We start from the raw sequence: 7,048 nt of genomic DNA, 5'->3' as shown, positions 1-7,048 counted from the left end.
CCCCTCTACGCCTCGAAAGGCTGTTGACGCCACCCCCGCTAAGCCTGAGTAGAAATAACCTACATTGGAAAGCCGAGTTCTCACGCCAGCGGTAGGAGCGCCACGAAGACGATTGACCACATCCCTGGATGTTCGCGCAACTGCTCCGAGCACGGTGACCGTACTACTGGCCATGCTGGCTCCACTGATCAGGTTGCTTAACCAGAACTGCCCGCTGAGGTCGACCCGGTTCACCGGGTTATCACCGCAGTAGGCATAGGGATTGATTCCGCCCTTACCAAAAGGGCTTAGTGAATCAGGCGAGAGAAATCTGTGGAGTACGGGGCTGTAGGCCCTACGCCCATTACCCAGGTGGTAAAGGCCTGTAACCGAATCATGGGGCTGGCCGCAAAATGCCAATCTCGTTCGCGAACTGTTTCGCGTAAATCCATAAGGTAGATAAGCACGCGGGGCGCAGCCCAGCCTATCAGTGTCCGACAGGAATTCACCCATTGATCTATCCACAGGAGGGACAAGTGTGGACACCTTAGCGGTAAATGAACAAGAAGCCACCTGACAAAAATACTAGGTGGCTATTGATCATTAAATGATCAACTCAGGCAAAGGCCCGTGTTTCTTGAGCTGTAGTGGACTTCGTACATGTTATCCACAGACCGGCTAACAGCGATTGTGGGCAAAACCAGGTACAGCCACGCCCATCGGTAGTTGATGACCCGAGTCAGAGCTGATTAATTTATGATCAAAACCCTGAAAGCCACGCTAGATAGGCCCTCCAGCCATGCACCAACACTTTATCCACACCTTGGCGAACAGATTCCGTGGGCAACAGGATGGACTTATGCACAGGCAGAATGTGCATGCAGCAGGGGGGTCATTGTGGGAGCGGGCTTGCCCCGCGAACACCGGCGCAGCCGGTGCCATGCACTGCGGCGCCTGTGTTCGCGGGGCAAGCCCGCTCCCACACAGCGAGTGCGTAAGGCTTTAGCGCAGCACGCCCTCTTCCACCAGCAACTTGAGGATGGCCTCGGCGCCTTCCTGTGGAGACACATCCTTCAGCACCTTGCCGCCGCCACCACTGGCCTTGGCCGTGGCGGCCTTCATCCGGTCCGCACCGCTCTTGGCCTTGATCACCTTGAGCCGCTTGGGCCGTGGACGTGCAGGCTGCAACTCGGCTTCGGCCAGCAGATCATCCTCGACTATCGCCACATTGCGCGCCGCCAGCACACCCCGGCGCGCCGGCCCGAATGCGCTCTGGCGCGGTTTCGGCGCAGCGTTATCCACAGTCGCCAGCAACGGCAGGCGCACTTTCAGCCGGCGCCGCTGACCACGCGGCAAGGCCTGCAATACCTGGGCGGTGCCGTTCTCGATCGACTCCACCTCGGCCAACCCCACGATCAACGGCCAGCCAAGTTTTTCGGCCAGCAGGAACGGCAACATGCCCGACCCTTCACCCGTCTCGGCCTGGCTGCCGGTCAGCACCAGCTGCGCCCCGGCATCGCGCAGGTAATCCCCCAGCACGCCCAGCACATCAGCACCGGCGGGCTGCTCCAGCACATCCAGGTGATCCAGGCCCATGCCCAGGTAGGCGCGCAATGCTTCTTCCCGGGGGTCACCGGCATGCACTACTTGCAAGTTATCCCCAGCCAGCTGCAAACCCAGCTCCACCGCCCGCGCATCCTGCTCGGCGCGACGGGCGCGACCGGAGCTGGGGTGGGCACCGATGGAAACCAGGCTGATGACTTTCGTACTCATGCTCGTGCCCTTATGCCGCGTCGCGCTGGCCGCCGCTGCGGAAGTTGTCCACAGCCTCGATCAGTGCCTGGAGAATCGCCGAACTGTCGCCAATCACCGACAGGTCAGCCCGTTTGATCATGTCGCAGCCTGGGTCCATGTTGATCGCCACTACCTTGTCGCAGGCGCCGATACCTTGCAGGTGCTGGATCGCGCCAGAGATACCCACAGCCACGTACACCCGCGCCGTGACCCAGGTACCGGTCGCACCCACTTGGCGGTTACGTGGCATGAAGCCGTCGTCCACCGCTACCCGCGAGGCGCCTTCGGTAGCCCCCAGGGCCGCAGTGGCCTTGTGGTAAAGCGCCCAGTCCTTGACCCCGTTGCCACCCGAGACGATGAACTCGGCCTCGGCCATGGCGATGGTCGCCGGGTCCACGGCCACCGAGCCGAGGTCCTCGATCCGCGACAGGCTGCGCGCAACGTCTGTGGACAACTCCACCGCCTGCGCTTCGTGCCGGGTTTCGCTGACCGGTTCCGCGCATTCCGCCGCGCCCAAAATCAAACGCGGTACGCTACGCTGCAGGTCCTGCTGGCCGGCACCGGCCCGACCAATGCATTGGCCATCCTTGACCTGCCAGACCCGCGTCGCCGGGCGCTCACCCAGCGCCGCGCCGAGGCGGCGGCCCAGTTCGCCGCCACCGGTGCGGCTATCGGGCAACAGCCAATGGCGCGGGGTGAACTGGTTATCCACAGCTCGCAGACCCTGCACCCGTTGCTCCGGTGCATAACCTTCGAACGCCTCGCCTTCGATGACCAGCAGGCGGTCGACGCCGGCTGTGGAAAAGTTGCTTTCCTTGTGTTCGCCGAACACCACGGCCAACACCGCACCGTCGCTGCCGGCCAGGCTGTGGGCCAGGCCGAGCAGGTCGCGGTCGTGGCTGCTCAGGCGGCCACCGACCAGGTCCGGCACCACGGCAATGTAGAACGCTGGAACAGGCACCTGGTGCAGCGGCAACTGCACCTGGGCCGCCGCGCTACGCCGCCCGCCGACCCCGGTGCCCTGCTGGGCGCCGCTGCGGTCGATACGCTTGAGGCCATTGGGACCGATGAAGCCAGCAGCGATGGCATGCGGGTTCTTGCGGATGATGCCGTTGGGCCCCATCCAGCTCGTTTGTTGTGTCTGCATCGCTGCATGCAGCGGGTGCAGACGGTTACGGGCGATCCACTCGGCGCGTGGGTCGCGGCGGATGATGTCGCTCATCAGTGCACCTCCGCAGGTTCACGTTTAACCGTTGGCGACTTTGGGGCCGCGGGCGTTTCCTCTTCGATCAGCACCTCGGCGACCAGCTCGGCGAGGTCCTTGATCTGTGGGCGCGGTTCGACCACACCTTCGAGCATCGCGGTGCACTGCGGGCAGCCCACAGCCACCAGTTCGGCCTCGGTCTCGCGGATGTCGTCCATGCGCATGTCGGGGATACGCTGCTTGCCCGGGATGTCGGTGATCGGCGCACCGCCGCCACCGCCGCAGCAACGCGACCGGAAGCCCGAGCGCTGCATCTCGCGCACCTCGATACCCAGCGCCCTGAGCACTTCGCGCGGGGCTTCGTACTCACCGTTGTAACGGCCCAGGTAGCACGGGTCGTGGTAGGTCACGCTGCCACCCTTGTGCTGGCCCAGGTTGAGCTTGTTGGCTGCAATCAGTTCAGCGATGTAGGTGCTGTGGTGCTGCACCTGGTAATCGCCGCCCAACGCACCGTACTCGTTCTTCAGCACATGGAAGCTGTGGGGGTCGCAGGTGACGATGCGCTGGAACCTGTACTGGGCCAAGGTCTGGATGTTGCGCTTGGCCAGTTGCTGGAAGGTCGCCTCGTCACCCAGGCGACGGGCCACATCGCCGCTGTCGCGTTCCTCCAGCCCAAGCACGGCGAAATCAACGCCCGATGCCTTCAGCACTTTGACGAACGCCCGCAGGGTGCGCTGGTTGCGCATATCGAAGGCTCCATCGCCAACCCAGAACAGCACCTCGGTGGTTTTCACCTCCTTCAGCAGCTTCAGGTTGAGGTCCGCCGCCCAGTTCATGCGGCCACCGGGGTTGAAGCCGCCGGGGTTGTCGGTGGCAATCAGGTTGTCCAGCACCTCCGCGCCCTTGTTCGGGGTCGCGCCTTTTTCCAGGGTCAGGTGGCGGCGCATGTCGACGATGGCATCGACATGCTCGATCATCATCGGACATTCCTCGACGCAGGCGCGGCAGGTGGTGCACGACCAGAGGGTTTCGGCATCGACCAGGCCATTGACGATCGGCTGGTGCGGGTTGCCGCCGTGCTCGCCGATCGGCTTGCCCGGGTAGGGGCTGCCCGCGAACTGCGCATCGGTACCACCGGCCAGGCCGATGACCATGTCCTGGATAAGCTTTTTCGGGTTAAGCGGTTGTCCGGCGGCGAACGCCGGGCACATGGCTTCACATTTACCGCACTGCACGCAGGCGTCGAAGCCGAGCAACTGGTTCCAGGTGAAGTCCACCGGCTTTTCCACGCCCAGCGGTGCGTTCGGGTCTTCCAGGTCCAGCGGCTTGAGGCCGGTGGAGCGCCCGCCGCCGAAGCGTTCGGCGCGGCGGTGCCAAGCCAGGTGCAGGGCACCGGCGAAGGCGTGTTTCATCGGGCCACCCCAGGTCATGCCGAAGAACAGCTCCGACACGCCCCACAGCACGCCCAGGCCAAGTACCGCGACCATCACCCAGCCACCCGTGTTGGCAGGCAGGATGCCGGCAACCGGCAAGGTGGCAATGAAGAAACTTGCCGCGAACACCAACAGGCTTTTCGGCAGGCGCATCCAAGGGCCTTTGGACAGGCGCGAAGGTGGGTTGAGCCGGCGTTTGAACACGAAGATGGCGCCGCTGAACATGATCACGGTGGCCACCAGCAAGGCATAGCTGAGGATCTTGCTCTGCAGGCCGAAGCCATGCACCAGGATGGCCAGCACGGCCGACAGCACGAAGCCGCCTGCAGTGGCCACGTGGGTCTTGGACATGTACTTGTCGCGCTCGACCACATGGTGCAGGTCCACCAGGTAGCGCCGGGGCATGGCCAGCAGGCCGCCGATCAGGTCGACCTTCGATGGTCGGCCCCGCCGCCACATACGCACCCGGCGCAGGGCGCCGAGCACCGCCAGGCCAAGGGCAGCGAACAGCAGAATGGGTAGAAGGGTGTTCAACATGGGAGGCTCCCACAGCGTTTAGGCGCGCTGGATCAGAAATCCTTGCACAGGCGCAAGGCGTCGTAGATCGCCGCATGCACGTTGCGCTGGGCCACGCAGTCGCCGATGCGGTACAGCAGGTAGCCCTCGCCCGGCTGGCTGAGGATCGGCTGCGGCTTGATGGCAAACAGCGCCTCCACGTCGATCTGGCCTTTGTTGCGCGAGCCTTCCTTGAGCGCGTAGTACAACTGCTCGTCAGGCCGTACACCGTTCTCGATCACTACCTGGTCGACCACCCGTTCTTCCTTGGCACCGGTGTACTCGTTCTCAAGCACCGCCACCATCTTGTCGCCTTCGCGGTAGACCTTTTCCAGCATCATGTCGCCGGTCATGATCACTTCTTTGGGGTACATGCTGCGGTAGTAGGTCGGGAAGGTCGTACCGCCCATGGCCACCCCGGGCTTGATGTCGTCGGTGACGATCTCGACCTGGCTGCCCTTGTCGGCGAGGAAGTCTGCCGCCGACATGCCAGTGAACTCGCAGATGGTGTCGTACACCAGCACGTTCTTGCCCGGCGCAACCTTGCCGTCGAGTACGTCCCAACTGCTGACCACCAACCCTTCAGCGGCGCCCCAGTGTTCGTTCTGCTCGACGAACGGATGGCCGCCCACCGCCAGCACGATGATGTCCGGGCGCAGGTCCTGGATGGTGTCCACGTCGGCCGCAGTACCCAGGCGCACGTCGACCTTCAACCGCGCAAGTTCCAGCTGATACCAGCGGGTGATACCGGCGATCTGGTCACGCTGCGGCGCCTTGGCGGCAATGGTGATCTGCCCGCCGATCTGGTCTTTCTTCTCGAACAGGGTGACCTCGTGGCCACGCTCAGCCGCCACGCGAGCAGCTTCCATGCCGGCAGGGCCAGCACCCACCACGACCACTTTACGCTTGGCACCGGTGGTCTTTTCGATGATGTGCGGCACGCCCATGTATTCACGGGAGGTCGCGGCGTTCTGGATGCACAGTACATCCAGGCCCTGGTACTGGCGGTCGATGCAGTAGTTGGCACCCACGCACTGCTTGATCTGGTCGATCTGACCCATCTTGATCTTGGCGATCAGGTGCGGGTCGGCCATGTGCGCGCGGGTCATGCCGACCATGTCCACATAGCCGCCTTCAAGGATGCGCGTAGCCTGGTTCGGGTCCTTGATGTTCTGCGCATGCAGCACCGGCACCTTCACCACTTCCTTGATGCCGGCTGCCAGGTGCAGGAATGGCTCCGGCGGGTAACTCATGTTGGGGATGACGTTGGCCAGGGTGTTGTGGGTATCGCAACCGGAGCCGACCACGCCAATGAAATCGATCATGCCGGTGGCATCGTAGTAGGCGGCGATCTGTTTCATGTCCTCGTGGCTCAGGCCATCGGGGTGGAACTCATCACCACAGATACGCATGCCCACACAGAAGTCGTCACCCACTTCGGCACGCACGGCCTTGAGCACTTCCAGGCCGAACTTCATGCGGCCTTCGAAGGTGCCGCCCCATTCGTCGGTACGCTTGTTGACGCGCGGGCTCCAGAACTGGTCGATCATGTGCTGGTGCACGGCCGACAGCTCGACGCCGTCCAGGCCGCCTTCCTTGGCCCGCCGCGCGGCCTGCGCGTAGTTGCCGATCACACGCCAGATTTCCTCTACCTCGATGGTCTTGCAGGTGGCGCGGTGTACCGGTTCGCGGATACCCGACGGCGACATCAGGGTCGGCCAGTTGAAGCCGTCCCAACGTGAGCGACGGCCCATGTGGGTAATCTGGATCATGATCTTGGCGCCATGCTTGTGCATGGCGTCGGCCAGGTTCTGGAAGTACGGGATGATACGGTCGGTCGACAGGTTGACCGACGCCCACCATTCCTGCGGGCTGTCGATGGCCACCACCGACGAGCCACCGCAGATCGCCAGGCCGATACCGCCCTTGGCCTTCTCCTCGTAGTACTTCACGTAGCGGTCGGTCGTCATGCCGCCGTCAGTGGCGTAAACCTCGGCGTGCGCGGTGCTGAGCACGCGGTTGCGGACGGTCAGTTTGCCGATCTGGATCGGCTGGAACATTGCTTCGAATGCCATGACGCTCT

Annotated in this window: 5 protein-coding genes; all 5 read right to left on the bottom strand. The window is 63.4% G+C overall.

The annotated features are described in order from the left end of the window. Positions 1-492: RHS repeat-associated core domain-containing protein (locus L6D80_RS27280; RefSeq protein ID WP_176516848.1), on the bottom strand; the 492-nt coding region annotated here is incomplete at its 3' end. A gap of 489 nt (positions 493-981) precedes the next feature. After that, positions 982-1,752, bottom strand: a complete 771-nt coding sequence (gene etfB / locus L6D80_RS27275) for an electron transfer flavoprotein subunit beta (protein ID WP_054903636.1) — start codon at positions 1,750-1,752, stop codon at positions 982-984. Between the two features lie 10 nt (positions 1,753-1,762). Next, positions 1,763-2,995 carry an electron transfer flavoprotein subunit alpha gene (gene etfA / locus L6D80_RS27270; protein WP_176516995.1) on the bottom strand — a complete coding sequence of 411 codons (1,233 nt, stop codon included), beginning with the start codon at positions 2,993-2,995 and terminating at the stop codon, positions 1,763-1,765. Beyond that, entirely contained in the window at positions 2,995-4,947 is a 1,953-nt protein-coding gene (gene dgcB / locus L6D80_RS27265; RefSeq protein ID WP_176516993.1) for a dimethylglycine demethylation protein DgcB, read from the bottom strand. The genes etfA and dgcB overlap by 1 nt, the downstream gene beginning before the upstream one ends. Positions 4,948-4,979: 32 nt before the next feature. Next, positions 4,980-7,040, bottom strand: a complete 2,061-nt coding sequence (dgcA, locus tag L6D80_RS27260) for a dimethylglycine demethylation protein DgcA (protein ID WP_176512958.1) — start codon at positions 7,038-7,040, stop codon at positions 4,980-4,982. Positions 7,041-7,048 lie beyond the last annotated feature (8 nt).

The organism is Pseudomonas ceruminis (genome assembly GCF_021602025.1).
GTDB lineage: Bacteria > Pseudomonadota > Gammaproteobacteria > Pseudomonadales > Pseudomonadaceae > Aquipseudomonas > Aquipseudomonas ceruminis.
This window is presented reverse-complemented; position numbering and strand designations above follow the sequence as displayed.